27 protein-coding genes, 1 tRNA gene and 1 pseudogene are annotated in these 25,336 nt (G+C 50.9%); 25 read left to right on the top strand and 4 right to left on the bottom strand.

Going from position 1 to position 25,336, the window contains the following annotated elements; genetic code table 11:
- Positions 1-318: 318 nt before the first annotated feature.
- The 12 genes from lafA (at position 319) to prfH (ending at position 9,880) form a co-directional block, all read left to right on the top strand.
- Positions 319-1,233, top strand: a complete 915-nt coding sequence (lafA, locus tag D9741_RS20815) for a lateral flagellin LafA (RefSeq protein ID WP_000949083.1) — start codon at positions 319-321, stop codon at positions 1,231-1,233.
- A 527-nt stretch (positions 1,234-1,760) separates the two neighbouring features.
- Positions 1,761-3,077: a flagellar filament capping protein FliD gene (fliD, locus tag D9741_RS20805; protein WP_130218416.1), complete on the top strand. Its 1,317-nt coding sequence runs from the start codon at positions 1,761-1,763 to the stop codon at positions 3,075-3,077.
- Between the two features lie 22 nt (positions 3,078-3,099).
- Entirely contained in the window at positions 3,100-3,492 is a 393-nt protein-coding gene (gene fliS / locus D9741_RS20800) for a flagellar export chaperone FliS (protein WP_000285319.1), read from the top strand.
- Positions 3,493-3,496: 4 nt separating this feature from the next.
- Positions 3,497-3,808, top strand: a complete 312-nt coding sequence (locus D9741_RS20795) for a flagellar protein FliT (RefSeq protein WP_130218414.1) — start codon at positions 3,497-3,499, stop codon at positions 3,806-3,808.
- Complete coding sequence (locus D9741_RS20790) at positions 3,805-4,866, top strand: flagellar hook-length control protein FliK (RefSeq protein ID WP_130218412.1); 1,062 nt, start codon at positions 3,805-3,807, stop codon at positions 4,864-4,866. Before D9741_RS20795 ends, D9741_RS20790 begins: the two co-directional genes overlap by 4 nt.
- Before the next feature lie 7 nt (positions 4,867-4,873).
- Positions 4,874-5,341, top strand: coding sequence for a flagellar basal body-associated FliL family protein (locus D9741_RS20785; RefSeq protein WP_130218410.1), 468 nt, complete (start codon positions 4,874-4,876; stop codon positions 5,339-5,341).
- Between the two features lie 19 nt (positions 5,342-5,360).
- On the top strand, positions 5,361-6,077 hold the full coding sequence (locus D9741_RS20780) for a FliA/WhiG family RNA polymerase sigma factor (protein ID WP_130218408.1): 717 nt from the start codon (positions 5,361-5,363) through the stop codon (positions 6,075-6,077).
- Positions 6,078-6,089: 12 nt separating this feature from the next.
- Complete coding sequence (motA, locus tag D9741_RS20775; RefSeq protein ID WP_064530473.1) at positions 6,090-6,953, top strand: flagellar motor stator protein MotA; 864 nt, start codon at positions 6,090-6,092, stop codon at positions 6,951-6,953.
- A gap of 2 nt (positions 6,954-6,955) precedes the next feature.
- Complete coding sequence (lafU, locus tag D9741_RS20770) at positions 6,956-7,879, top strand: putative lateral flagellar export/assembly protein LafU (RefSeq protein WP_130218406.1); 924 nt, start codon at positions 6,956-6,958, stop codon at positions 7,877-7,879.
- Positions 7,880-7,949: 70 nt separating this feature from the next.
- Entirely contained in the window at positions 7,950-9,005 is a 1,056-nt protein-coding gene (gene dinB, locus D9741_RS20765; protein WP_130218404.1) for a DNA polymerase IV, read from the top strand.
- Positions 9,002-9,454: a GNAT family N-acetyltransferase gene (locus tag D9741_RS20760; RefSeq protein WP_130218402.1), complete on the top strand. Its 453-nt coding sequence runs from the start codon at positions 9,002-9,004 to the stop codon at positions 9,452-9,454. Before dinB ends, D9741_RS20760 begins: the two co-directional genes overlap by 4 nt.
- A gap of 12 nt (positions 9,455-9,466) precedes the next feature.
- Positions 9,467-9,880, top strand: coding sequence for a peptide chain release factor H (gene prfH / locus D9741_RS20755; RefSeq protein ID WP_276319966.1), 414 nt, complete (start codon positions 9,467-9,469; stop codon positions 9,878-9,880).
- 56 nt (positions 9,881-9,936) lie between these two features.
- Here the strand turns inward: prfH and pepD are convergent, their stop codons facing one another.
- Positions 9,937-11,394, bottom strand: coding sequence for a cytosol nonspecific dipeptidase (gene pepD, locus D9741_RS20750; RefSeq protein WP_130218400.1), 1,458 nt, complete (start codon positions 11,392-11,394; stop codon positions 9,937-9,939).
- A gap of 260 nt (positions 11,395-11,654) precedes the next feature.
- Here pepD and gpt point away from each other — a divergent pair, with 260 nt between their 5' ends.
- The 3 genes from gpt (at position 11,655) to crl (ending at position 13,909) form a co-directional block, all read left to right on the top strand.
- A complete protein-coding gene (gene gpt / locus D9741_RS20745; protein WP_001291990.1) occupies positions 11,655-12,113 on the top strand; it encodes a xanthine phosphoribosyltransferase in 459 nt (152 codons plus the stop codon).
- Positions 12,114-12,205: 92 nt separating this feature from the next.
- Entirely contained in the window at positions 12,206-13,450 is a 1,245-nt protein-coding gene (gene frsA / locus D9741_RS20740) for an esterase FrsA (protein WP_130218398.1), read from the top strand.
- A gap of 57 nt (positions 13,451-13,507) precedes the next feature.
- Positions 13,508-13,909 (top strand): sigma factor-binding protein Crl, encoded by a 402-nt coding sequence (crl, locus tag D9741_RS20735; protein WP_130209675.1) that lies wholly within the window; start codon positions 13,508-13,510, stop codon positions 13,907-13,909.
- A gap of 100 nt (positions 13,910-14,009) precedes the next feature.
- Here crl and phoE read toward each other — a convergent pair whose 3' ends face one another.
- A complete protein-coding gene (gene phoE, locus D9741_RS20730; RefSeq protein ID WP_130218396.1) occupies positions 14,010-15,065 on the bottom strand; it encodes a phosphoporin PhoE in 1,056 nt (351 codons plus the stop codon).
- A 287-nt stretch (positions 15,066-15,352) separates the two neighbouring features.
- Here phoE and proB point away from each other — a divergent pair, with 287 nt between their 5' ends.
- The 3 genes from proB to D9741_RS20715 all read left to right on the top strand — a co-directional run bounded on the left by proB (position 15,353) and on the right by D9741_RS20715 (position 17,911).
- The gene (proB, locus tag D9741_RS20725; protein WP_001285288.1) at positions 15,353-16,456 is read left to right on the top strand and encodes a glutamate 5-kinase; all 1,104 of its coding nucleotides are present in this window, start codon (positions 15,353-15,355) and stop codon (positions 16,454-16,456) included.
- Between the two features lie 11 nt (positions 16,457-16,467).
- Positions 16,468-17,721 carry a glutamate-5-semialdehyde dehydrogenase gene (gene proA, locus D9741_RS20720; protein WP_130218394.1) on the top strand — a complete coding sequence of 418 codons (1,254 nt, stop codon included), beginning with the start codon at positions 16,468-16,470 and terminating at the stop codon, positions 17,719-17,721.
- Between the two features lie 114 nt (positions 17,722-17,835).
- Positions 17,836-17,911 (top strand) — tRNA-Thr (locus tag D9741_RS20715).
- 14 nt (positions 17,912-17,925) lie between these two features.
- Here the strand turns inward: D9741_RS20715 and D9741_RS20710 are convergent.
- A pseudogene (locus tag D9741_RS20710) lies at positions 17,926-18,405 on the bottom strand (tyrosine-type recombinase/integrase); the annotation flags it as partial.
- A 138-nt stretch (positions 18,406-18,543) separates the two neighbouring features.
- On the opposite strand from D9741_RS20710, the gene D9741_RS20705 reads away from it, so the two are divergent.
- From D9741_RS20705 to D9741_RS20675, 7 genes are read left to right on the top strand one after another with little or no spacing between them, the layout of a single operon-like run.
- Positions 18,544-19,236: a phage tail protein gene (locus D9741_RS20705; protein ID WP_240780415.1), complete on the top strand. Its 693-nt coding sequence runs from the start codon at positions 18,544-18,546 to the stop codon at positions 19,234-19,236.
- Positions 19,236-19,784, top strand: a complete 549-nt coding sequence (locus D9741_RS20700) for a phage baseplate assembly protein V (protein ID WP_130218390.1) — start codon at positions 19,236-19,238, stop codon at positions 19,782-19,784. Before D9741_RS20705 ends, D9741_RS20700 begins: the two co-directional genes overlap by 1 nt.
- Positions 19,784-20,209 (top strand): phage GP46 family protein, encoded by a 426-nt coding sequence (locus D9741_RS20695; protein WP_000424721.1) that lies wholly within the window; start codon positions 19,784-19,786, stop codon positions 20,207-20,209. The genes D9741_RS20700 and D9741_RS20695 overlap by 1 nt, the downstream gene beginning before the upstream one ends.
- Positions 20,196-21,254, top strand: a complete 1,059-nt coding sequence (locus D9741_RS20690; protein WP_130218388.1) for a baseplate J/gp47 family protein — start codon at positions 20,196-20,198, stop codon at positions 21,252-21,254. Before D9741_RS20695 ends, D9741_RS20690 begins: the two co-directional genes overlap by 14 nt.
- Positions 21,245-21,829: a YmfQ family protein gene (locus D9741_RS20685; protein WP_042093431.1), complete on the top strand. Its 585-nt coding sequence runs from the start codon at positions 21,245-21,247 to the stop codon at positions 21,827-21,829. The genes D9741_RS20690 and D9741_RS20685 overlap by 10 nt, the downstream gene beginning before the upstream one ends.
- A 3-nt stretch (positions 21,830-21,832) precedes the next feature.
- The gene (locus tag D9741_RS20680; RefSeq protein WP_130218386.1) at positions 21,833-22,483 is read left to right on the top strand and encodes a hypothetical protein; all 651 of its coding nucleotides are present in this window, start codon (positions 21,833-21,835) and stop codon (positions 22,481-22,483) included.
- Complete coding sequence (locus D9741_RS20675) at positions 22,455-22,889, top strand: tail fiber assembly protein (RefSeq protein WP_165383471.1); 435 nt, start codon at positions 22,455-22,457, stop codon at positions 22,887-22,889. Before D9741_RS20680 ends, D9741_RS20675 begins: the two co-directional genes overlap by 29 nt.
- Positions 22,890-23,655: 766 nt before the next feature.
- On the opposite strand, the gene D9741_RS20670 is transcribed toward D9741_RS20675, so the two are convergent.
- Positions 23,656-24,705, bottom strand: a complete 1,050-nt coding sequence (locus tag D9741_RS20670) for an acyltransferase family protein (protein WP_130218382.1) — start codon at positions 24,703-24,705, stop codon at positions 23,656-23,658.
- Between the last annotated feature and the right edge of the window lie 631 nt (positions 24,706-25,336).

The raw sequence follows: 25,336 nt of genomic DNA, 5'->3' as shown, positions 1-25,336 counted from the left end.
GTCCGTCACAATAGTAAAATGTGTACTATTTGCAACGCAATGTAAGTTTTGGCATCAGTACATTGAGAAAAAAACGATTTTACTGAAAGTAATCTTAATCATATCAAGCAATTGATAACGACATATTTTGACACCTGGCCATGTGGCAGATATTGCTAATAATCTTTTTATCTGAATTTAACTTCTGCTTTTTTTAGCTAAAAGTGGCATCGGATAATATGTGGCGAAAAAATTTTAACGGCGATTTTAAGTTTGCTCCTTAGGTGTCGTTTTTACAGGGTATCGAAATGAAAACGATTAATCCCAAGGAGCAGTATCATGTTATCTATTAACACCAATAACGCCTCAATGGCCGCCGTTAATGCAATCAGCAAAAGCAGCTCTTCTCTGTCTACATCTATGGAACGCCTGGCGACAGGTAACCGGATTAACTCTTCTGCCGATGACGCCGCGGGCAAACAAATTGCTAACCGTCTGACTGCACAGTCCAGCGGTATGGGCGTGGCGCTGAGCAACATTAATGATGCCACCGCGATGCTGCAAACCGCCGACAGCATGTTCGATGAAATGTCTGACGTGCTGGGTCGTATGAAAGACCTGTCAACTCAGGCTGCGAACGGCACCTACAGCGACGACGATCTGCAGGCGATGCAGGACGAATACGACGAACTGGGCCAGCAGATGTCTGACATGCTGCAAAACACCACTTACGGCGGCACCAACCTGTTCGGTGTTTCCGGCACCAGCAACACCGGTACTGACGGTCTGTTCCAGAGCGCGGTAACCTTCCAGGTGGGCGCGGAATCTTCCGACACCATGACTGTGAACATTTCAAGCCAACTGAACACGCTGGTGACTGACCTTTCTGCTATCAGCAACTCCTTTAGTGCGGATCAGGCAGACACCACCGGCACCGCAGGCGTGTCTGGCGGTACTGAGCTTACCGCGTCTGGCTCGGCTAACCAGATGATCACCAGCATTTCTACCGCGATGGATGATGTTTCGCAGATCCAGTCCAAGCTGGGTGCGTCTATCAACCGTCTGAACGACACGGCTAATAACCTGACCAGCATGCAGGACAACACCGAAGTTGCTATCGGTAACATCATGGATACCGACTACGCGACGGAAGCGTCCAATATGACCAAACAGCAAGTGCTGATGCAGACTGGCATCACCATGCTGAAACAGTCCAACAGCATGTCCAGCATGGTTTCCAGCCTGCTGCAGTAAGTTCGGGCCTACAAACGGGTACAAGCATAAAAATATGTGCGGACTCGTAGGCCTGATAAGACGCGCTAGCGTCGCATCAGGCATTGTGCACCGATTGCCGGATGCAGCGTGAACGCCTTATCCGGCCTACGAACGGGCACAAGCATAAAAATATGTGCGGACTCGTAGGCCTGATAAGACGCGCTAGCGTCGCATCAGGCATCGTGCACCGATTGCCGGATGCGGCGTAAATGCCTTATCCGGCCTACGAACGGGCACAAGCATAAAAATATGTGCGGACTCGTAAACCTGATAAGACGCGTCAGCGTCGCATCAGGCATCGTGCACCGATTGCCGGATGCGGCGTAAATGCCTTATCCGGCCACGAACAACACCGCCTGCGGGCGGTGTTGTGCTTTCTGCGGCAGACACTCTTCCGCCAGACCGGAAACGCCATTTCCGCCTGTTTTTCAATCTCTTGATTATTCACATAAAAAATATTGGCACGCCTTTTGCCAATAACCAGACATCGTTATCCGGAGTCATCAATGATTAACCCAAGAACCATTGCGCAAGAAATCGCTTATGCAGATGTCGCCACTCAGGCAGCCAATTTGCAGGAGAAGCAAACGGAGCTGGACGCTGAAAGCAGCGGCCTGGACTCGCTCAGCTCGGCGTTGAGCGATTTCCAGAGCGCCGTCGATGCGCTGAACAGCGATACCGACGGCCCGGTGACTTTCGCCGCCACCAGCAATAATGACTCGGCGACCGTTTCCGCCAATTCCCAGGCACAGGCGGGAAGCTACTCATTTTTTGTTGAGCAACTGGCGCAGGGGCAGCAAACCACGTTCAGTATGGGCGACGACGCCTTTTCTGCGACGGGGACGTTTGAAATGACCATGGGCGACAGCACCATGGATATCGACCTGGCGGCGGCGGATCAGAACGGTGACGGCGACGGTTTTATCGACGCCAGCGAACTGGTGAATGCGATTAACGACTCCGATGACAATCCGGGCGTGTCGGCTGCGCTGGTAAAAACCGACGGCACCACCACCATTATGCTCACCTCGGATAGCACCGGGGCGCAGAGCGCGTTTTCGGTGAGTGTAACGGGGCATGACGCCAGCAACGATAGCGCCAGCGCGCCCGTTGCCACGGATGTTTCCTCCGCTCAGGACGCGATTATTCATCTCGGTAGCGCCACAGGGCCAGAGATCACCAACAGCAGCAATACGTTTGATGATGTGATCCCCGGCGTCACCATGACTTTCACCGAAGTCAGCGATTCTGACAGCGATCTCACCACCTTTAACATCAGCGAAGATTCCAGCGCCAGCCAGGAGAAAGTACAGACCTTTGTCGATGCCTATAACACCTTGATTGATATGGTTGATTCGCTGACTACTCACGGTGATGACAGTACCAGCGCCGGGGTATTTGCGGGCGACGCCGGACTCAGTTCACTGGCGAACCAGCTCGATGACATCGCCCATGCCAGCTACAACGGTGTGTCGATTGTTGACTATGGCATCACGCTTGATTCTCACGGCCACTTACAGATTGATTCCGACCAGTTCAACGACGAAATGAAGAAAAATCCTGACGGCCTGACGTCTATTTTCGTTGGCGACAACAGCATGGTGGCGCAGATGGACGACCTGATTAACACCTACACGGACTCCAGCAACGGCATCATCACCCTGCGCCAGCAGAACATTGACGATCAGATGAGCAAAATTCAGGACGAAGGCGATCAGCTTACCGATACCTATAACGCCAACTACGACCGTTATCTGGAGGAGTACACCAACACGTTGGTCGAGGTATACACCATGAAAGCCAGCATGGCGGCATTCGCGTAACTCAGAAGGAATATCCCTAAAGATGTACCAAGTACAGGACGGCTATTCGCAATATAAAGAGATCGATCTCGCGGCGCGTACTGCGGCGGCATCTCCGCTTGAACTGGTGCTGGTGCTGTTTTCTGGCCTGATGGATGAGCTGGAACGCGCCAAAAGCCACATTGAAGGGCGGCGTTTCGAGAAGAAAGCCCAGAGCATCAATAAATGCATCGACATTCTCAATGCGCTCACCAGTTCGCTGGAGTTTGAAACTGGCGGCGAGCTGGTGGTCAACCTTTCGCGACTCTATGACCACTGCGTTTACCGATTGTATGAAGCCAGCGGCGAACTGTCGGCAGAGAAAATCGATGAAGTGATGCTGATCTTAAGCAACCTGCGCGAAGGCTGGGAAGGGCTTTCGGGCAAGCTGGGTTAAGACGATGGAAAAACAACGCAGGCAACTTTTCGCACTGGTCGAGGCGATGAATGAAGCCCTCGACAAGCAACGCTGGCGACGCCTTCCGGCACTGCATCAGCAGTTGATACGCCAGTTTCACGATTACGCGGCGGCGGAAACCGACGCGCAACAGCTTGGTGCGGTGAAATCGCAACTTCATGCCGCGTTTAGCGCATTAATTGCCCGCCGCGAGCAGCGTGCCGACGTGCTGAAAGCGCGTATGGAACAGCATCAGCGGCATCAGGAAGGCGTACTGGCCTACTCAATTGTTAATTTACTTTCGGAGAAGTCATGAATCCGGCATTGCTTGCCACGCTCGGAACGCTTGCGGAAACCGCTTCGTTGAAGGCGGATATTTTACCGCCGGTGAGCGGTGAAAACGCGCCCGTGTTTACCCTGCCGAAAATGGCGGTCGCGGCGGTGGCGGAGCGCGTTCATAGCGCTAAAACCAGTCAGCAACAGGCGACGCGCCCGCAGGAGAACGATCCGGTGGCAATGCAGGCGCTAATGGCGCTGTTACTTCCGCAACCTGCCGCGCCGCACCAGGACACGCCGCAGCCGCGAAACGTCGCAACATCGCCGGTTATCCAGCAATTGACGAAAGCGGTGGTGCAAAACGCGGCGCAACGCCCGACGCAACAGCAGGAACTCACGCCGTTACCGCCGCAGTTGCAGGAACTGATCAGTCAGTTGCCGCAGGCGAAACCCGAACAGCAGGCCAGACTGGCGACTTACGCCAGTGAAGATTTACATGCCATTGCGCCGACGCAGCCGCGCGTCTCAACACAGCCAGCTAGCCCGAAACCTGAACTAACCCGAGTGACCGCGCGACCGCAGGTCGAGCGTAAAACGGAAAAAGTAGCAGACAGCGAACCGGTTATTGCGCGTGCGGTGTTGCAGGTTAAAACGCCGGAGCTGATCAGCGATCATCAGGAGATTGTCGCCAAACCAGCCACGCTTTCGATGGACGAACTGGGCGAAAAACTGACGATGCTTTTGAAAGATCAGATCCACTTTCAGCTCAACAAACAACAGCAGATCTCCACCATCCGTCTCGATCCACCGTCGCTTGGCAAGCTCGAGATCGCCGTACAACTCGACAACGGCAAACTGATGGTGCACATCGGCGCGAACCAAAGTGAAGTTTGCCGCGCGTTACAGCAGTTTAGCGACGATCTCCGCCAGCATCTGACGGCGCAAAATTTTATGGAGGTGAACGTACAGGTTTCCTCCGAAGGGCAGTCGCAGCAGCAACAACAGTCGGGCCATCAGCAGGAAGAGGTGAGTGCCGCCTTACAGCTTGATGATGCGCCTCAATTTCAACAGAACGAATCCGTTTTGATCAAAGTGTAAAGGCAATATGAAGAAAATCGTGGTGGCGGGCGTGGTCAGCGCCGTTCTGGCGTTGGTGGTGGGGGCCGGAGCTGGATGGAGTGTCTGGCATCATTATGCCGGAAAAGGAAAACCGACGGCCGTTGCACGGGCGGAAGCGGTGGAAACCCTGGATGAAAGCAAAAGCGTGTTTGTGACGTTGCCGGAAACCATTGTCACGCTGCATGACAACAACGGCGCGGACCATTATTTGTCGGCGGAATTAGTGATGGTGGTCGCCAGTGACAAAGAAGCGGAAAAAATAAAACATCAGGAACCGCTGTATCAAAGTATTGCGGTTGAATGCCTGACGGAAATGAAATTTGAAGATTTGCGCGGCATGAAAATATCAGCCATCCGCAAACTGATTTCTGACGCGTTAAAGAAAGATCTTCAGCGTCGCAAAATGAGTGCACCGTATAAGGATTTGCTGGTGAAAAAAGTGGTCTTCCAGTAATCACCAGGCGGATATAAACATGCTACAGGACGTATTCGAGTCAGAAGAATTTGCTGCCGCGCCGGTATTAACCCCGCAGCAGGAGAGCCACTACTTGCAGGCCTATTTACCGTTGGTGCGTAAAGTGGTGCGGCACCTTGCGCCGCAGTGCAACTGCATTATTGATCGTCAGGATATGGAACAAACGGCGTTAATAGGGCTGCTCAACGCCATTCGTCGCTATGGGCTGCCGGACGAAGGTTTTGCGGGCTATGCCGTGCACCGTATTCGCGGCGCGATCCTTGATGAGCTGCGCGCTCTCGACTGGCGACCGCGCCAGCTGCGACAGAAATATCATCAGATGAAAGACCTGATTCGCGAAACGCGTAAAAAACTGGGACACGAGCCGGAGTGGTCAGAACTGGCCGTGGAAGGGATCTCGCATGGAGATTACCTCGAATATCAGCAACTGGAAGGGGCGGAAACGCTCGCCAGTCTCGACGAATTACTGAACGGTGAAGGGCCTGGCATTCCGCTTGCTGGCAGGGAGCTGGAAGATCAGTTTGTCACCCAGCAAATGTTGCAACAGGCGCTTTCACAATTAAGCGAAAAAGAGCAACTGATCCTCTCTATGTATTACCAGCATGAGATGAATCTCAAAGAGATTGCGCTGGTATTAGGGCTAACCGAGGCCCGAATTTGTCAATTGAATAAACAGATCGCGCAGAAAATTCGTGATTTTGTCTATCCGAATTAAAGTGAAAAAATCATGCAAAAAATATTAGGTTTACTGGTGGTGCTCGGCTGCGTATTCGGCGGGTATTTTGAAGCGGGCGGCCAATTAATTGCTATCTGGCAGCCTGCAGAGATAGTTATTATTTTAGGTGCTGGTTTCGGGGCGATGATTATTGGGAACCCGAAGCATGTGCTGAAAGAGATTGCCCATCAAATTAAAGGCGTGATCAGTAAAAAACAGCTCGGGCCGGAGTTTCAGCGCCAGCTATTAATGTGCCTGTATGAGTTGCTTGAAATGGTACAAAACGGCGGTCTGCGGATGTTGGATCAGCATATTGAGCAGCCGGAAGAGAGCACCGTTTTCCAGAAATACCCGTTGGTATTAACCCAGAAGCGGCTGGTGACCTTTATTGCCGATAACTTTCGCCTGATGGCGATGGGCAAGATTGACGCCCATGAACTGGAAGGCATTCTCGATCAGGAACTGGACACCGCGGAAGAGTCGCTGTTAACGCCATCGCGCTCGCTGCAACGTACCGCCGAAGCGATGCCGGGATTTGGTATTTGCGCGGCGGTGTTGGGCATCATCATTACCATGCAGTCAATTGACGGATCTATCGCCCTGATTGGCCTGAAAGTGGCGGCGGCTCTGGTGGGGACGTTTTTAGGCGTGTTTATCTGCTACTGCCTGATGGACCCGCTCGCTAACGCGATGGAACAACAGGCGCGGGCGGAACATTCTTTGCTGGAATGTGTGCGTACCGTGCTGGTGGCGCAGGCAGGCGGCAAACCGACGCTGCTGGCGGTGGACGCCGGGCGTAAGCTGCTGCATCTGGCGTCCAAACCGACCTTCGCCAACCTCGACGCGTGGGTGAATGCGATGCTGGAGCAAGAATAAGCATGAGAAAGACGGGTAACCGCCGCGATCGAGGGGCAAAAACCACCATCGTCCGGCGGCAGATCAAAAAGAATCATGCCGGGCATCACGGCGGGGCGTGGAAGGTGGCGTTCGCCGACTTTACTTTGGCAATGATGGCGCTGTTTATGACGCTGTGGATTGTCAACAGCGTCAGTAAATCCGAGCGTGAAAGCATTATCGCCGCGCTGCACGGGCAGTCGATTTTTAACGGTGGCGGGCTGTCGCCGTTAAATAAAATCAGCCCGTCTCATCCGCCAAAACCTGCCACCGTGGCGGTGCCGGAAGAGACGGAGAAAAAAGTGCGCGACGTTAACGAGAAAACGGCGCTGCTGAAAAAGAAATCTGCCACCGAGCTTGGCGAGCTGGCAACCAGTATTAACACCATCGCCCGTGATGCGCATATGGAAGCGAATCTGGAGATGGAGATTGTTCCCCAGGGATTACGCGTGCTGATTAAAGACGACCAGAACCGCAATATGTTTGAACGTGGCAGCGCGAAGATTATGCCGTTCTTTAAAACGCTGCTGGTGGAACTCGCGCCAGTTTTCGACTCGCTCGATAACAAAATTATTATTACCGGGCATACCGACGCGATGGCCTACAAAAACAATATCTACAACAATTGGAACCTTTCGGGCGATCGCGCGCTTTCGGCTCGTCGGGTGCTGGAAGAGGCCGGAATGCCGAAAGATAAAGTGATGCAGGTGAGCGCAATGGCGGACCAGATGCTGCTGGACGCCAAAAATCCGCAAAGCGCGGGTAATCGGCGCATTGAGATTATGGTGCTGACCAAAAGTGCGTCCGATACGCTGTATCAATACTTTGGTCAGCATGGGGATAAAGTGGTGCAGCCGCTGGTACAAAAGCTGGATAAGCAGCAGGTGCTTTCGCAGCGAACGCGTTAAATGCTGAATCTTTACGCATTTCTCAAACCCTGAAATCACTGTATACTTTACCAGTGTTGAGAGGTGAGCAATGCGTAAAATCATTCATGTGGATATGGACTGCTTTTTCGCAGCGGTGGAGATGCGCGACAATCCCGCCCTGCGCGATATCCCTATTGCTATTGGCGGCAGCCGCGAACGTCGGGGGGTGATCAGCACCGCCAATTATCCCGCGCGTAAATTTGGCGTACGCAGCGCTATGCCGACAGGGATGGCGCTCAAATTATGCCCACATCTCACCTTGCTCCCGGGGCGCTTTGACGCCTACAAAGAAGCCTCAAATCATATCCGTGAAATCTTCTCGCGCTACACCTCGCGCATTGAACCGTTGTCACTCGATGAGGCTTATCTCGATGTCACCGATAGCGTCCATTGCCACGGTTCTGCGACCCTCATCGCCCAGGAAATCCGCCAGACGATCTTCAACGAGCTGCAACTGACGGCATCTGCGGGCGTTGCGCCGGTCAAGTTTCTCGCCAAAATCGCCTCCGACATGAATAAACCCAACGGCCAGTTTGTGATTACTCCGGCAGAAGTTCCGGCATTTCTGCAAACCTTACCGCTGGCAAAAATTCCCGGCGTCGGCAAAGTCTCGGCGGCAAAACTGGAAGCGATGGGGCTGCGGACCTGCGGTGATGTACAAAAGTGTGATCTGGTGATTCTGCTTAAACGCTTTGGCAAATTTGGCCGCATTTTGTGGGAGCGTAGTCAGGGGATTGACGAGCGCGACGTTAACAGCGAACGGTTGCGAAAATCCGTCGGCGTGGAACGCACGATGGCGGAAGATATTCATCACTGGTCTGAATGTGAAGCGATTATCGAGCGGCTGTATCCGGAACTTGAACGCCGTCTGGCAAAGGTGAAACCTGATTTACTGATCGCCCGTCAGGGAGTGAAATTAAAGTTTGATGATTTTCAGCAAACCACTCAGGAGCACGTCTGGCCGCGGCTGAATAAAGCTGACTTAATCGCCATCGCGCGTAAAACCTGGGATGAACGTCGCGGCGGGCGCGGTGTGCGGCTGGTGGGGCTGCATGTGACGTTGCTTGACCCTCAAATGGAAAGACAACTGGTGCTGGGATTATGAATAACATACAAATAAGAAACTATCAGCCTGGCGATTTTCAGCAACTATGCGCTATTTTCCTTAGAGCGGTTACGATGACTGCCAGTCAGCATTATTCTCCACAACAAATTGCCGCATGGGCGCAGATTGACGAATCTCGCTGGAAAGAGAAACTCGCGAAATCACAAGTGCGGGTTGCAATCATTAATGCACAACCGGTTGGTTTTATTTCCCGCATTGAACGTCATATCGATATGTTATTTGTTGACCCTGAATACACCCGCCGTGGGGTTGCCAGCGCTTTGTTAAAACCTTTGATTAAGTCTGAATCCGAACTTACGGTGGATGCCAGCATAACCGCAAAACCCTTTTTTGAACGTCATGATTTTCAGGTAGTTAAGCAGCAGCACGTTGAATGCCGGGGAGCGTGGTTTACTAATTTTTATATGCGATATAAACCGCAACATTAAATCCAGCTTGCAATGAAAATAACGCCCGCCATTCAGTGGATTTGTCCGAGCCCGTATCGCCCACATCACGGGCGTAAAAACTGGTTTCTGGGCATTGGGCGTTTTACCGCTGATGAGCAGGAACAATCGGATGCGATCCGGTATGAGACGCTGCGTTCGTCGGGGCCGGGTGGTCAACATGTCAATAAAACCGACTCGGCGGTGCGCGCCACGCATCTGGCTACCGGGATTAGCGTGAAGGTTCAGTCAGAGCGCAGCCAGCATGCTAACAAACGGCTGGCGCGATTGCTGATTGCCTGGAAGCTGGAGCAGCAGCAACAGGAAAATAGCGCGGTGCTGAAATCACAGCGGCGAATGTTCCATCACCAGATTGAACGTGGCAACCCGCGACGAACGTTCACAGGGATGGCATTTATCGAAGGATAATGAAGGATGAAACTGCCGGAAGGCGATTAAACGCCATCCGGCAGCAAATCAAATAATTACTTCGCCGGAATTTCTTTCAGCAGTTCAGTCAGCAGTGTCCAGTAATGACCTACGCTTTCGATGTGAACTTGCTCATCCGGAGAGTGTGGACCGGTGATTGTTGGCCCGATAGAAACCATGTCCATTTCCGGATACGGTTTTTTGAACAGACCACATTCCAGGCCCGCGTGGATAATCTGGATGTTCGGCGTCTTGTTGAACAGACGCTGATAGGTTTCACGTACCAGATGCATCACCGGAGAATTAGCGTCCGGCTGCCAGCCAGGATATGCGCCTTTCGCTTCGGTTTTCGCGCCAGCCAGTTTACCCAGCGAATCCAGCATGCTCACCACGTAGTCTTTACCGCTGTCGATAAGAGAACGGATCAGGCAGTGAATTTCTACGTTGTTGTCGGTCATGGTCACCACACCGACGTTCAGGGAGGTTTCAACCACACCTTTGGCTACATCGGAGTTACGAATCACACCGTTCGGGGTGGCGTTCAGCAGACGAATAAAGGAATCGCGAGATTGCGCAATCAGGGCAGCTTTATCGTTCGCAACAGAGTCCAGCAACAAGGCCAGATTTTTCTCTTTCTCTGCCAGCTCGTTTTTCAGGATGTCCTGATAGGTATTCACCAGAGATTTCAGTGCGTCAACTTTATCAGCTGCGACAGCAATGGTCGCAAAGGCTTCACGCGGGATGGCGTTACGCAGTGTGCCGCCGTTGAAGTCGATAAGACGCAGATCCAGTTCTTCCGCATGACCCGCCAGGAAGCGAACCAGCAGTTTGTTCGCGTTACCCAGGCCAACGTGGATTTCGCCACCAGAGTGACCGCCTTTCAGACCTTTTAAGGTTAACTTGAAGGTTTCAAAGCCAGCTGGAACCGCTTCACGATCTAAATGCAGGTTGGAGGTGAAGTCGATACCCCCCGCACAACCCATGTAGATTTCACCTTCTTCTTCGGAGTCGGTGTTAATCAGAATGTCAGCCTGCAACCAGTTGCTTTGTAAACCGAATGCGCCGTCCATACCGGCTTCTTCGGTCATAGTCAGCAGCACTTCCAGCGGGCCGTGAACCACGTTTTCGTCAGCCAGAACCGCCAGCGCAGACGCCATACCAATGCCGTTATCTGCACCCAGCGTGGTGCCGCGCGCTTTAACCCATTCGCCATCAATATAAGGCTGGATAGGATCTTTGGTGAAGTCGTGCACGGTGTCGTTGTTTTTTTGCGGCACCATATCGAGGTGAGCCTGCAGGACAACCGGTTTACGGTTTTCCATACCTGCGGTGGCAGGTTTACGAATCAGGATATTCCCCACTTGATCGCGTTCGACGTGGAAACCTTTTTCTTTTGCCCAACCTACAATGTATTCAGCGAGTTGCTCTTCATGATAGGACGGGTGAGGAATAGAACAGATTTTTGCAAAAATATCCCACAGCGGCTGTGGAGATAATTGAGACAGTTCAGACACGTTAAGTCTCCTTGTCGATCACCCGCAAAACAGTATTGCAGGTCACAGGGTTAGCAGAAAATGTTGTCAGCACAAGTCAGGCTTGCGAGATATGTTTGAGAATACCACTTTATCTAGCGACAGGTAGTAGCAGTGCGTAAAAAGACGCGGACTTATGTGAAATACTGGTTTTTAGTGCGCCAGATCTCTATAATCTCGCGCAACCTATTTTCCCCTCGAACACTTTTTAAGCCGTAGATAAACAGGCTGGGACACTTCACATGAGCGAAAAATACATCGTCACCTGGGACATGTTGCAGATCCATGCACGTAAACTCGCAAGCCGACTGATGCCTTCTGAACAATGGAAAGGCATTATTGCCGTAAGCCGTGGCGGTCTGGTACCGGGTGCGTTACTGGCGCGTGAACTGGGTATTCGTCATGTCGATACCGTATGTATTTCCAGCTACGATCACGACAACCAGCGCGAACTGAAAGTACTGAAACGCGCAGAAGGCGATGGCGAAGGCTTCATCGTCATTGATGACCTGGTAGATACCGGTGGTACTGCGGTTGCGATTCGTGAAATGTATCCTAAAGCACACTTTGTGACTATCTTCGCGAAACCGGCTGGTCGTCCTCTGGTAGATGATTATGTGGTTGATATCCCACAAGATACCTGGATTGAGCAGCCGTGGGATATGGGCGTTGTGTTCGTCCCGCCTATCTCTGGTCGCTAACCTTTTCAACGCCTGGCACTGCCGGGCGTTGTTCTTTTTAACGTCAGGCAGGTTACAATAGCTTCCAGTAAGTATTCCTGGAGGTTGCATCCATGACACAGGCTAACCTGAGCGAAACCCTGTTCAAACCCCGCTTTAAACATCCTGAAACCTCGACGCTAGTCCGCCGTTTTAACCACGGTGCGCAACCGTCGGTGCAGTCGGCCCTCGATGGCAAAAATATTCCTCATTGGTATCGCATGATTAACCGCCTGATGTGGATCTGGCGAGGTGTTGATCCGCGTGAAATCCTCGACGTCCAGGCGCGCATTGTGATGAGCGATGCTGAACGCACCGACAATGATTTATACGATACGGTGATTGGCTACCGCGGCGGCAACTGGATTTACGAGTGGGCCACCCAGGCGATGGTGTGGCAACAGAAAGCCTGTGCGGAAGAAGATCCGCAACTCAGCGGGCGTCACTGGCTGCACGCAGCTACGTTGTACAATATTGCCGCCTATCCGCACTTGAAGGGCGATGATCTGGCTGAACAGGTACAGGCGTTGTCAAATCGCGCGTATGAAGAAGCTGCGCAACGTCTGCCTGGAACAATGCGGCAAATGGAGTTTACCGTTCCGGGGGGCGCGCCCATCACTGGCTTTTTGCATATGCCAAAAGGTGATGGCCCATTCCCGACAGTATTAATGTGTGGTGGTCTGGATGCGATGCAAACAGACTATTACTCCCTTTATGAGCGCTATTTTGCACCGCGCGGCATTGCGATGCTGACTATTGATATGCCTTCGGTCGGTTTTTCCTCAAAATGGAAACTCACCCAGGATTCCAGCCTACTGCACCAACATGTCTTAAAGGCGTTGCCAAACGTGCCGTGGGTAGATCACACGCGCGTCGCAGCCTTTGGTTTCCGTTTTGGTGCTAACGTTGCTGTACGCCTGGCTTATCTCGAGGCATCACGTTTGAAAGCGGTGGCCTGTCTTGGCCCGGTGGTTCACACTTTGCTGAGTGATTTTAAGTGCCAGCAACAAGTGCCAGAAATGTATCTTGACGTTCTGGCAAGCCGACTGGGAATGCATGATGCATCTGATGAAGCGTTGCGTGTTGAGCTGAATCGCTACTCATTAAAAGTGCAAGGATTGCTGGGGCGTCGTTGCCCAACGCCAATGTTATCAGGCTACTGGAAGAACGATCCGTTCAGCCCGGAAGAGGACTCACGCTTAATCACGTCGTCATCTGCTGATGGTAAATTGTTAGAGATTCCGTTTAACCCGGTGTATCGGAATTTTGACAAGGCACTTCAGGAAATCACTGACTGGATCGAAAAGCGATTGTGTTAAAAATTTGCTAAATTTTGTCAATTTGGTAAAACAGTTGCATCACAACAGGAGATCGCAATGACGTTACCGAGTGGACACCCGAAAAGCAGATTGATCAAAAAATTTACCGCACTAGGCCCGTATATTCGTGAAGGTAAGTGCGAAGATAATCGATTCTTTTTCGATTGTCTGGCTGTATGCGTCAACGTGAAACCCGCGCCGGAAGTGCGTGAGTTCTGGGGCTGGTGGATGGAACTGGAAGCGCAGGAATCCCGTTTTACATACAGCTATCAGTTTGGTCTGTTCGATAAAGCAGGCGACTGGACGAGTGTTCCGGTAAAAGATGCCGAAGTGGTAGAGCGGCTGGAGTATACCTTGCGTGAGTTTCACGAGAAGCTGCGTGAACTGTTGGTGACGTTGAATCTGAAACTGGAACCGGCGGATGATTTTCGTGACGAGCCGGTGAAGTTAACGGCGTGAATGAAATGTGCCGGATGCGATGTTAGAGCATCTCTTCCGGCCTGAAATATTGGTTTTCGTTGGCCGGATAAGGCGTTCACGCCGCATCCGGCAATATTCATTAAAACTGATACGTCATCCCAACCGCGACAATATCATCATTGTTGATATTCAGCTTATTATCACTATCCAGTTGATTGATTTTATAATCAACAAACGCTGACATATTTTTGTTGAAATAATACGTAGCACCGACATCGATGTAATTGACCAGATCTTCATCACCGATGCCTTCAATATCTTTCCCTTTCGATAGCACATAACCTAGCGATGGACGCAGACCAAAGTCGAATTGATATTGTGCGACCGCTTCAAAGTTCTGCGTCTTATTGGCAAAGCCGCCAGAGATTGGCGTCATTTTGCGTGTTTCAGAATAGAAGGTGGCCAGATAAATATTATTAGCATCGTATTTCAGGCCCGTTGCCCACGCTTCTGCGCGCTTGCCCGTGCCACGGCTTTGCTGGTTTTGCTCGTTGGTGCGATCAGAGTTGGTATAGGCCCCACTGATGGCGAAATCGCTGCCGCCGAAGTCATAGGTTAACGAGGTGCCGAAGCCATCGCCATTCTGCTTTTTCACATCGCGATTTTCGTTTTTCCCTTGATATTGCAAGGTTAAATTCAAGCCATCGATAACGCCGAAGAAGTCGGTGTTACGATAAGTCGCCAGCCCGCTGGCACGTTTGGTCATAAAGTTATCGGTCTGCGCCGAGGAGTCGCCACCAAATTCCGGGAACATATCGGTCCAGGCTTCCACGTCATACAACGCGCCCAGGTTGCGACCATAATCGAAAGAACCTAAATCTTTATATTTCAATCCGGCAAAAGCGAGACGTGTTTTTTGCTGTGCGGTATCGCTCTCTGCTTTATTACCAGCAAACTCTGCTTCCCAACGACCATAACCAGTCAGTTGATCGTTAATTTGTGTTTCACCTTTAAAACCAAAGCGGATATAACTCTGGTCGCCATCTTTACTGTCATTATCACTCATATAATGCATGGCTTTAACTTTGCCATAAATATCAAGTTTATTACCGTCTTTGTTATATACTTCTGCGGCCTGTACGGATGCAGATGCCACAATGCCCATCACCACTAATGCCAGAGTGCTCTTTTTCATTTTCATTCCTGATTTTAATTAACGCGCGAATATTCAGCGGGAGAGTCCCGTTGAAAACAGGAAAGTTTTTAACCTGAGATTGTTAAAGATATATTACAGATTAATAATATTCTTAAAATGTGCTAATTTATTAAATCTGTAATAAAAGCGTAAACAACTGCCGTTACGCTTGCTGATCCCGCGCAACAAAACGCTATGCTTTGCTCGCAGATGGTTGGCAACCGACGACAGTCCTGCTAAAACGTTCGTTTGATATCATTTTTCCTAAAATTGAATGGCAGAGAATCATGAGTGACAGCCAGACGCTGGTGGTAAAACTCGGCACCAGTGTGCTAACAGGTGGATCGCGCCGCCTGAACCGTGCCCATATCGTTGAACTTGTTCGCCAGTGCGCGCAGTTACATGCCGCCGGGCATCGGATAGTCATTGTGACGTCGGGCGCGATTGCCGCCGGACGTGAGCACCTGGGTTACCCGGAACTGCCAGCGACTATCGCCTCAAAACAACTGCTGGCGGCGGTAGGGCAGAGTCGACTGATTCAACTGTGGGAACAGCTGTTTTCGATTTATGGCATTCACGTCGGGCAGATGCTGCTGACCCGTGCCGATATGGAAGACCGTGAACGCTTCCTGAACGCTCGCGATACGCTGCGTGCGCTGCTCGATAACAACATCGTTCCAGTAATCAATGAGAACGATGCTGTCGCTACGGCAGAAATTAAAGTTGGTGACAACGACAACCTTTCTGCGCTGGCGGCGATTCTGGCGGGTGCCGATAAACTGTTGCTGCTGACCGATCAAAAAGGTTTGTATACCGCTGACCCGCGCAGCAATCCGCAGGCAGAACTGATTAAAGATGTTTACGGCATTGATGACGCACTGCGCGCGATTGCCGGTGACAGCGTTTCAGGTCTTGGAACCGGCGGCATGAGCACCAAATTGCAGGCCGCTGACGTGGCTTGCCGTGCGGGTATCGACACCATTATTGCCGCGGGCAGCAAGCCGGGCGTCATTGGTGATGTGATGGAAGGCATTTCCGTCGGTACGCTGTTCCATGCCCAGGCGACTCCGCTTGAAAACCGTAAACGCTGGATTTTCGGTGCGCCGCCTGCGGGTGAAATCACGGTAGATGAAGGGGCAACTGCCGCCATTCTGGAACGCGGCAGCTCCCTGTTGCCGAAAGGCATTAAAAGCGTGACTGGCAATTTCTCGCGTGGTGAAGTCATCCGCATTTGCAACCTTGAAGGCCGCGATATCGCCCACGGCGTCAGTCGTTACAACAGCGATGCATTACGCCGTATTGCCGGACACCACTCGCAAGAAATTGATGCAATACTGGGATATGAATACGGCCCGGTTGCCGTTCACCGTGATGACATGATTACCCGTTAAGGAGCAGGCCGATGCTGGAACAAATGGGCATTGCCGCGAAGCAAGCCTCGTATAAATTAGCGCAACTCTCCAGCCGCGAAAAAAATCGCGTGCTGGAGAAGATTGCTGATGAACTGGAAGCACAAAGCGAAAGCATCCTCAACGCTAACGCCCAGGATGTTGCTGACGCGCGTGCTAATGGCCTCAGCGAAGCGATGCTTGACCGTCTGGCACTGACGCCCGCACGGCTGAAAGGCATTGCCGATGATGTGCGCCAGGTGTGTAACCTCGCCGATCCGGTAGGGCAGGTGATTGACGGCGGTGTGCTGGACAGCGGACTGCGTCTGGAGCGTCGTCGCGTGCCGCTGGGGGTGATTGGCGTGATTTATGAAGCGCGGCCGAACGTGACGGTTGATGTCGCTTCGCTGTGCCTGAAAACGGGTAACGCGGTGATCCTGCGTGGCGGCAAAGAAACCTGTCGCACTAACGCTGCAACGGTGGCGGTGATTCAGGACGCCCTGAAATCCTGCGGTTTACCGGCAGGTGCAGTACAGGCAATTGATAATCCTGACCGCGCGTTGGTCAGTGAAATGCTGCGTATGGATAAATACATCGACATGCTGATCCCGCGCGGCGGGGCTGGTTTGCATAAACTGTGCCGCGAACAGTCGACGATCCCGGTGATCACAGGTGGTATAGGCGTATGCCATATTTACGTTGATGAAAGTGCAGAGATCGCTGAAGCATTAAAAGTGATCGTCAACGCGAAAACCCAGCGTCCGAGCACATGTAATACGGTAGAAACGTTGCTGGTGAATAAAAACATCGCTGATAGCTTCCTGCCCGCATTAAGCAAACAAATGGCGGAAAGCAGCGTGACATTACACGCAGATGCTGCCGCACTGGCGCAGTTGCAGACAGGCCCCGCGAAGGTGGTGGCTGTTAAAGCGGAAGAGTATGACGATGAGTTTCTGTCATTAGATTTGAACGTCAAAATCGTCAGCGATCTTGACGATGCCATCGCCCATATTCGTGAACACGGCACACAACACTCCGATGCGATCCTGACCCGCGATATGCGCAACGCCCAGCGTTTTGTTAACGAAGTGGATTCGTCCGCTGTTTACGTTAACGCCTCTACGCGTTTTACCGACGGCGGCCAGTTTGGACTGGGTGCGGAAGTGGCGGTAAGCACACAAAAACTCCACGCGCGTGGCCCAATGGGGCTGGAAGCACTGACCACTTACAAGTGGATCGGCATTGGTGATTACACCATTCGTGCGTAAATAAAACCGGGTGATGCAAAAGTAGCCATTTGATTCACAAGGCCATTGACGCATCGCCCGGTTAGTTTTAACCTTGTCCACCGTGATTCACGTTCGTGAACATGTCCTTTCAGGGCCGATATAGCTCAGTTGGTAGAGCAGCGCATTCGTAATGCGAAGGTCGTAGGTTCGACTCCTATTATCGGCACCATTTAAATCAATAAGTTACACATCATTAGTACCTTCCTTATTTTTTGACTGGGACAAATTTGGGACCGATGGGTTCAGAATCGAGTCTATTTGCCGTGCGTGTTCGGTAAGGTGATTAGGTGCGAGGTGAGCATATCGACGAACCATTTCGATAGACTCCCAGCCTCCCATTTCCTGTAACACTGACAATGGGACTCCGGCTTGAACCAACCAACTTGCCCAGGTGTGTCTCAAGTCGTGAAGTCTGAAATCATCAATACCAGCTCGTCTCAGCGCCGCTTTCCAGGCTGTGTTTGCGTCATACCGCATCTTCCTGACTGTTGGCGCTTTCGTTCCGTCTGGTTTGGTACAGCTTTCCTTGTACACAAATACCCAACGGTGATGATTCCCGATTTGTTTTTTCAATACTCGACATGCAGTATCGTTTAGCGCAACGCCAATAGCGCGGTTTGATTTACTCTCTTCCGGGTTTATCCATGCCACCCGGCGCTGCACCGTTCGGTCAGCACTGGTATTGCCGGGCGCAGTCTGACTGCTGACCTGATTGACTGTGCAGCCGAACCGACACAGTTTAACGGACGATCGCTGGTACAGATTGCGCAGGCGCTTGCTGCGCCTTTCGGCATTGAGGTGGTGAACAACGGTGCGCCGTCGGGTGTTATTCCTGATGTCCAGCCTGATCACGGTGAAACGGTGATTGAGGTAATCAACAAAATACTCGGTCAGCAGCAGGCACTGGCTTACGACGACCCGCACGGCAGGCTGGTGATTGGCGGTATTGGCTCAACGCGGGCACATACTGCGCTGGTACTCGGGGAAAACATCCTTTCCTGCGATACGGAGAAGAGTATCCGGGAGCGGTTTTCTGTTTACCAGGTGGCGGGGCAGCGTGCCGGAAACGACGATGATTTCGGTGAGGCCACCACCACCGCGCTGCGGGCCCGCACAGAGGACGCATTTATTGCCCGTTACCGTCCGATGTATATCAGGCAGACAGGGCAGGCTACGGGGGCAGGCTGTATTGCGCGTGCTGACTTTGAAGCCCGGCAACGGGCGGCGCGGACGGATGAAACCACCTATGTGGTGCAGGGCTGGCGACAGAGTAACGGTACGCTGTGGCAGCCCAACCAGCGGGTGATTGTCTTCGATCCGGTCTGTGGTTTCGACAATACCGAACTGCTTGTCTCGGAAGTCACGTTTACTCAGGACCAGAATGGCACACTGACGGAAATCCGTGTCGGCCCGCCTGATGCTTATCTGCCTGAACCCGAAGCCCCCGGCGCGCGGAAAAAGAAAAAAGCCAGAGTACAGGAGGACCCGTTCTGATGAGGACGATTGAAGCCATGCAGCGACAACTCCTCGGCCTGATTGGGCGGGCAGTGGTGAAAAGCATCAGTGCCGCCACGAAATGTCAGACCGTGGATGTGTCCCTGATTGCCGGTGAACCCAAAGCCGGGGTTGAACATCTTGAACCCTACGGTTTTACCGCAAGGGCAAACAGCGGTGCGGAAGCGGTGGTGTTGTTTCCGGATGGCGACCGTTCTCATGCGGTGGTTGTTACGGTGTCGGACCGGCGCTACCGCCTGAAAGGGCTGCATACGGGTGAGGTGGCTGTCTATGACGATCAGGGGCAGTCCGTGACGCTGACCCGGGAGGGGATCGTGGTGGACGGTGCAGGTAAAACGATCACGTTTCGCAATTCACCTAAAGCACGTTTTGAAATGGATCTGGAAGTGACGGGGCAGGTGAAAGACATGTGCGACTCTACCGGCACCACCATGTCAGCGATGCGGCTTGCCTATAACGGGCATCGTCACAGAGAGAACGGTCAGGGCAGTAACACCGACAAACCTGATAAAGCGATGGAGGCATGATGGAACTGTGGCTGACGGTGAACGGTAAACGCACCTGCGCCAGCGCACCGCTGGATCCGCTGATTCGCGCCGTGGTGATTTCCCTGTTCACCTGGCGGCGGGCGGAGCCTGATGACAATGCCGACGTCCCGATGGGATGGTGGGGGGATACCTGGCCTGCGGTACAGAATGACCGTTACGGCTCCCGGCTGTGGCTGCTTCAGCGCAGCAAACTGACCAATCAGCTGGTGCAGACGGTAAGGGGGTATATCCGCGAATGCCTGCAATGGATGATTGATGACGGCGTGGTGTCCCGTATTGATCTGGATATCCGCCGCACCGGGATTAATGAACTGGGTAACAGTATCACCCTCTGGCGTCGTGACGGACCGGTAATGATTTCTTTTGATGATCTGTGGAGTGCGATAACGCATGGCGGACAGTGAATTTCAGCGCCCGACGCTGGCAGAAAATATCAGCATGCTCCGTAACGATTTATTCGCCAGGCTGGACGTCAGCGACACGCTCCGGCGCATGGATGAAGACGTGCGGGCAAAGGTGTATGCGGCGGCGCTGCATACGGTTTACGGGTACATCGATTATCTGGCAATGAACATGCTGCCTGACCTGTGCGATGAGTCCTGGCTGGCGCGACATGCTGCGATGAAACGGTGTCCGCGCAAGGGGGCCACGGCTGCCAGCGGGTATATGCGCTGGGAAGGTGTCAGCGATGGCCTGAAGGTGACCGCCGGGAGTGTTATTCAGCGCGATGACCTGGTTCAGTACACGGCAACTGCCGATGCAACCAGCTCCGGTGGTGTCCTGCGCGTGCCGATCGCCTGCTCAAGTGCAGGCGCGGTCGGTAACGCTGACGACGGTACGTCATTAATCCTGGTCACGCCGGTTAATGGTCTGACGTCTTCCGGCGTGGCAGATACCCTGACAGGCGGATTTGATACTGAAGAGCTGGAAACGTGGCGCGCCCGCGTCATTGAGCGGTATTACTGGACGCCTCAGGGCGGGGCTGACGGGGACTATGTCGTCTGGGCTAAAGAAGTGCCCGGCATTACCCGCGCATGGACATACCGTCACTGGATGGGAACGGGAACTGTCGGTGTGATGATTGCCAGCAGTGACCTGATTAATCCCATTCCGGAAGAATCAACGGAAACGGCAGCAAGGCAACATATCGGGCCACTGGCCCCGGTGGCAGGCTCTGATTTGTATGTATTCAGGCCGGTGGCACATACGGTGGATTTTCATATCCGCGTGACGCCGGACACACCAGAAATACGGGCTGCCATTACCGCGGAGTTGCGTTCGTTCCTGCTGCGTGATGGTTATCCGCAGGGAGAACTGAAGGTATCGCGTATCAGTGAGGCGATTTCCGGTGCGAACGGGGAATACAGCCATCAATTGCTTGCACCGGCGGACAATATCTCCATTGCAAAAAATGAACTGGCGGTTCTGGGGACGATTTCATGGACGTGACAAACGATGATTACATCCGTCTGTTGTCGGCACTGCTGCCGCCCGGTCCGGCGTGGTCAGCCAGCGATCCGGCGATTGCCGGTGCAGCACCGTCATTAACCCGCGTTCATCAGCGTGCGGATGCCCTGATGCGGGAGCTGGATCCGCGCACCACCACCGAACTGATAAACCGCTGGGAGCGTCTGTGCGGCCTGCCGGATGAATGTATTCCTACAGGGACACAGACCCTTCGCCAGCGTCAGCAACGGCTGGATGCGAAGGTTAACCTGTCGGGTGGCATCAACGAGGATTTTTATCTTGCACAGCTTGCTGCCCTGGGCAGACCAGATGCTACCATCACGCGATACGACAAAAGCACGTTCACCTGCTCATCGGCCTGTACTGACGCTGTGAACGCGCCTGAATGGCGGTATTACTGGCAGGTCAACATGCCAGCCGCCACCAACACCACCTGGATGACATGTGGTGATCCCTGTGATTCCGCGCTGCGCTTCTGGGGGGACACCGTTGTCGAGTGTGTTCTTAACAAACTCTGCCCGTCGCATACCTATGTGATTTTTAAATATCCGGAGTAATCCATGCATCGTATAGACACGAAAACCGCGCAGAAGGATAAGTTCGGCGCGGGTAAGAACGGTTTTACCCGTGGTAACCCCCAGACCGGCACGCCTGCCACCGATCTGGATGATGACTACTTTGACATGTTGCAGGAAGAGCTCTGCAGCGTGGTGGAGGCATCCGGTGCCAGCCTGGAGAAGGGGCGGCACGACCAGTTGCTTACCGCGCTTCGTGCGCTGCTGTTAAGCCGCAAAAATCCGTTTGGCGATATCAAATCGGATGGCACGGTACCAACGGCTCTCGCAAACCTTGGTTTGGGAGAAGCGGCTAAAAGGAATGTAGGTACAGGGGCGAATCAGATACCTGATATGAGCCTGTTCGCGTCAATTAATACCGTAACGGCTGCTGCGCAAAAATTTCCGTCTGGATTAATTTTACAGTGCGGTCAGTTGAATGGTGCCCCGAATGTATCTTCAACATACGGGATGAGGTTTCCGATGACGTTCTCAAGAGTCATTGCTGTCGTAGTTACATTAAACGTTACTGGCGCGGCAGGGCAGCCGACTGTATCGGCGACAAGTGTCCAGAACACTGGATTTAATATTACGGTGTCGCCCGGTTCAGGATATGGTTCATCTGCTGATGCGTATTACATTGCAATGGGATATTAACGAAATGTCATATTTTTATTCTGCATCGACAAACGGATTTTATTCGACTGAATTTCACGGCACCAATATTCCTGATGATGCAGTGGAAATCTCGGAATCAGAGTGGAAAACACTGATTAATTCACAGAGTGTAACAAAAATGATTACCTGTGGTGAGAACGGTCACCCTGTCATTGTTGACCGTCCTTCTCCAACACCAGAACAATTAGCCTTAATAAATGATGAAAAGAAATCTGCACTGATAGCAGAGGCAACGAATGTAATAGCGCCGCTTCAGGATGCGGTTGAATTAGATATGGCAACAGATGATGAAACGAAACTGTTACTGGCATGGAAAAAATATCGGGTGCTGCTTATGCGTGTTAATGTAGTAAAACCCGAGTGGCCTATGCATCCAAATAAATAGACTTGTTAATCTAGGGTAATTGTTGGAATAACACGCATTTTTCAGCAGGTCCAGATAGCCTGGGTATAATGCTCACTTCTACAATGACTTCAACTTATTTAATTGATATTACGAAACTTAACTCATACATAAACAATATGACTCAATACTGTACTAAATAGCTGCGCAGAAAAGTGCTCCACTTTCGCTCAGCCCTTGCTGGGCGAGGTATCAGGACGGTGTTCTCAGCTAGGTTGTGTTATATCTGGCTTGAGTTTTGTTGCCCATACGCAACATATTACCCATCAGTAAACGACAAGTGTGACAGAATTTGGTGCAGCTATTTAGACTATATCGACGCAGTAACGATAATAGATATCGAAACTGTACTAGATATTAGCTACTTATGATTACCGGGGGGCTTTTGAGCACTGGTGTTATCAATCGACTTCAAATAATTTACCAATAAATTATATTGCGATAGCTCATCACCTTCCTGGCTTTTTATAGCCAGTTTATCAGCGTCACCACCTACTGTTCATGCTTTTATTTCTTTGATTAATAAGTATATGATATTTTAATTCATCTGGTGTATTTCTTTCTCATGTGTTGGCCGGCTGAATATCTGTTCAGTGAAGGGGTAATTTTGTGTTTGCACTTCGAACATTCTCTTCAGTTGCCAGGAAAGAAAAACCCGTAACATTTGCGCATTAATTTTAACAGTATAATCTGAGCATAAATATGCGCTATATATCTATAAAAAGGCGCAATTAATTGCGCCTTTTTATCATTTTATCAAAAATGGCCCACCGACTGTCCTCGATAGCCAATGGCCAATTTTATCTGATACATATACACAAATACAGGTATATATGATTGCGCAGATAGGATTTGGAATGGTCACGCTGAAGCCTATGATTGCTAAAGCCATAGGGATAAATAATTTGGTGATATACTCCATTCCACATATGTTAAGAGTATTTCTTCCAGCTCTTACAATAAAGTCATTCCCACAAATTATTTTTGCTATAAAAATATTGAAGATTATCAAGCCTACCGTGGTGATAATAGTATTAATAGCTTGAATATAACTACTTGATATTATGTCTGCATTGAATATAGAGATAATCTTTAAAAGCAAAGGTTTCTGGTTAAGGAGTTGATACGCACTCATTATCGCGGTAATTGAGAAGACAATGAAACCAATTTTTGATTTTCCAAAAAACCTGTCACGTGTTAATTCTAAAAACATACATCTACCGAGAGGTAATAACCACCAGTATGCCATAGCGGAGTCTATGTTCCAAAACCATTGAGGATCTAGTAATGGGTTATGATTGAGCACTGTTTGTGACAACATGAACGATAATAGTGATATGATTAAAATCACTATATTGTTCTTGACTATTTCTTTAAAGATTGCATCAATTGCTATTATAACAAAAAGGCAGTTTATAAACCATATTGTTCCTACAAATTGGTTGTTTCTAACACCATATATTATATCATAAATGTGGCTATATATATAATCAATCGTCTCACCTGAGTTAATTGTGTTTATTATTAATATAGTAAATGCAAAAGTGAAATATGGAATCATTAATCTGTAAAACTTTGACTTGATATAATCGAAAATAGATAAGTCGTTTTTTTTGATAGTAAAAAAACCAGCAGCGAAAAAGAATAGTGGGACGTGATAACTAAAAACAAAAGGATACAATTTGCCAGCCCCCAAACCAAGGTGACCTAAATATATAGCAAAAATACCGAGAAATTTTAAAGCATCAACCCAATCATGTCTTATTTTTCTGTTGCTGTCGATTTTGTTATTATACATTTAAAGTAGGATCTCCAGTTTTGTGTGGTTTTCAAACACTCATTGTAAATATGAATGCCTGAAAGTTTATGATTTTAATCAACGACTTCAATATTAATTTATTATTTTTCAAAGTCGCACTATATAGGCATTTACTTCCGCAGTACCACCGATAGTATCGATTTCAAATCAGCCTGTGGTCGCGATAATTTTCGTAACATCCTGCCAGCGGCTTTGTTGAATAAATCAGGTTCAAGACAATCGTCTCTGCATCAGGTTAGAGTCTCAGGCAATACACACTCTTTCTGGCATAGCTGCCACTCTCGCACCATGGCCATAATCTGCATACTTACCAGACCAGAGCCCGCTCCCTTTCGGGGAGGAATGAGGGCTCTGATATTCTTTTGCCGTAGTTCATCGTGAAACCGTCGGATGTTATTTGGCCTGAACTACCAGTGGTGCAGGCCATTCAATATCGTATTATATTGAAATATAAATATGCATCAGCTGCACACGGTATATTTCCATGCCAGAAGAAGTATCCTGACGTGAAACATGACTTTGTTGTCAGGATTTCATGAGAGCGGTTCAGCAAAAAATGACGAAAATCCTAGTATAGTCGGGTGATGAGCAGTATAGAGGAATGTGTTAT

The organism is Escherichia sp. E14V7 (assembly GCF_004212225.1).
Lineage (GTDB): Bacteria > Pseudomonadota > Gammaproteobacteria > Enterobacterales > Enterobacteriaceae > Escherichia.
This window is presented reverse-complemented; position numbering and strand designations above follow the sequence as displayed.

Bases quoted from the DNA above. Each gene is read 5' to 3' on its own strand.
- D9741_RS20780 (WP_130218408.1), top strand. From the start codon at position 5,361: ATGCTACAGGACGTATTCGAGTCAGAAGAATTTGCTGCCGCGCCGGTA.
- dinB (WP_130218404.1), top strand. From the start codon at position 7,950: ATGCGTAAAATCATTCATGTGGATATGGACTGCTTTTTCGCAGCGGTG.
- D9741_RS20680 (WP_130218386.1), top strand. From the start codon at position 21,833: ATGCATCGTATAGACACGAAAACCGCGCAGAAGGATAAGTTCGGCGCG.
- D9741_RS20795 (WP_130218414.1), top strand. From the start codon at position 3,497: ATGGAAAAACAACGCAGGCAACTTTTCGCACTGGTCGAGGCGATGAAT.
- D9741_RS20690 (WP_130218388.1), top strand. From the start codon at position 20,196: ATGGCGGACAGTGAATTTCAGCGCCCGACGCTGGCAGAAAATATCAGC.
- crl (WP_130209675.1), top strand. From the start codon at position 13,508: ATGACGTTACCGAGTGGACACCCGAAAAGCAGATTGATCAAAAAATTT.
- D9741_RS20790 (WP_130218412.1), top strand. From the start codon at position 3,805: ATGAATCCGGCATTGCTTGCCACGCTCGGAACGCTTGCGGAAACCGCT.
- lafU (WP_130218406.1), top strand. From the start codon at position 6,956: ATGAGAAAGACGGGTAACCGCCGCGATCGAGGGGCAAAAACCACCATC.
- D9741_RS20760 (WP_130218402.1), top strand. From the start codon at position 9,002: ATGAATAACATACAAATAAGAAACTATCAGCCTGGCGATTTTCAGCAA.
- gpt (WP_001291990.1), top strand. From the start codon at position 11,655: ATGAGCGAAAAATACATCGTCACCTGGGACATGTTGCAGATCCATGCA.
- fliD (WP_130218416.1), top strand. From the start codon at position 1,761: ATGATTAACCCAAGAACCATTGCGCAAGAAATCGCTTATGCAGATGTC.
- D9741_RS20700 (WP_130218390.1), top strand. From the start codon at position 19,236: ATGAGGACGATTGAAGCCATGCAGCGACAACTCCTCGGCCTGATTGGG.
- fliS (WP_000285319.1), top strand. From the start codon at position 3,100: ATGTACCAAGTACAGGACGGCTATTCGCAATATAAAGAGATCGATCTC.
- lafA (WP_000949083.1), top strand. From the start codon at position 319: ATGTTATCTATTAACACCAATAACGCCTCAATGGCCGCCGTTAATGCA.
- D9741_RS20785 (WP_130218410.1), top strand. From the start codon at position 4,874: ATGAAGAAAATCGTGGTGGCGGGCGTGGTCAGCGCCGTTCTGGCGTTG.
- phoE (WP_130218396.1), bottom strand. From the start codon at position 15,065: ATGAAAAAGAGCACTCTGGCATTAGTGGTGATGGGCATTGTGGCATCT.
- prfH (WP_276319966.1), top strand. From the start codon at position 9,467: ATGAAAATAACGCCCGCCATTCAGTGGATTTGTCCGAGCCCGTATCGC.
- frsA (WP_130218398.1), top strand. From the start codon at position 12,206: ATGACACAGGCTAACCTGAGCGAAACCCTGTTCAAACCCCGCTTTAAA.
- D9741_RS20675 (WP_165383471.1), top strand. From the start codon at position 22,455: ATGCGTATTACATTGCAATGGGATATTAACGAAATGTCATATTTTTAT.
- D9741_RS20670 (WP_130218382.1), bottom strand. From the start codon at position 24,705: ATGTATAATAACAAAATCGACAGCAACAGAAAAATAAGACATGATTGG.
- proB (WP_001285288.1), top strand. From the start codon at position 15,353: ATGAGTGACAGCCAGACGCTGGTGGTAAAACTCGGCACCAGTGTGCTA.
- proA (WP_130218394.1), top strand. From the start codon at position 16,468: ATGCTGGAACAAATGGGCATTGCCGCGAAGCAAGCCTCGTATAAATTA.
- motA (WP_064530473.1), top strand. From the start codon at position 6,090: ATGCAAAAAATATTAGGTTTACTGGTGGTGCTCGGCTGCGTATTCGGC.
- D9741_RS20695 (WP_000424721.1), top strand. From the start codon at position 19,784: ATGGAACTGTGGCTGACGGTGAACGGTAAACGCACCTGCGCCAGCGCA.
- D9741_RS20685 (WP_042093431.1), top strand. From the start codon at position 21,245: ATGGACGTGACAAACGATGATTACATCCGTCTGTTGTCGGCACTGCTG.